A 401-nucleotide genomic window follows, 5' to 3' on the forward strand; every position below is an offset into this window, starting at 1 on the left:
CACGTGAAGCGGTGTTCTCCGACCCGCAGCATCCCTACACTCGCAAGCTGCTCTCGGCGGTGCCGGTGCCGGATCCGACCCGGCGCAGCCTGCGCCGCGAACTCGCGGTGGACGAGATCCCAAGCCCGATCCGTGCCCTGGACTGGTCCGCGCCAAGACAAGCGCTGGTGGAGACGGCTCCCGGCCATTTCGTCAGGCAGGCATTGTGAAGCGATTCGCGCGCTTTCCGATCACGAGATCAAGACCACGTGAGATCAGGTCTTGGCGACCCGCAGCCAGCGGCTCTTTCACGTGTCAACGGCGGCCGGATTCCAGGCCACTTGGGCGGAGCAAAACCAGGCCAGCGCTGGCGATGTGAGACGATAAGCCAAGGGCCCCGATCGGGGCCCTTGGCTTATCGT

Annotated in this window: 1 protein-coding gene; it reads left to right on the top strand. The window is 65.3% G+C overall.

The window, feature by feature from the left end; all coding sequences use genetic code 11:
- The coding region (locus AC1D34_RS38345; RefSeq protein ID WP_476827122.1) for an ABC transporter ATP-binding protein at positions 1-209 on the top strand (209 nt) is incomplete at its 5' end.
- Positions 210-401: the final 192 nt, after the last annotated feature.

It is taken from the genome of Allobosea sp. P1_A7 (genome assembly GCF_056406775.1).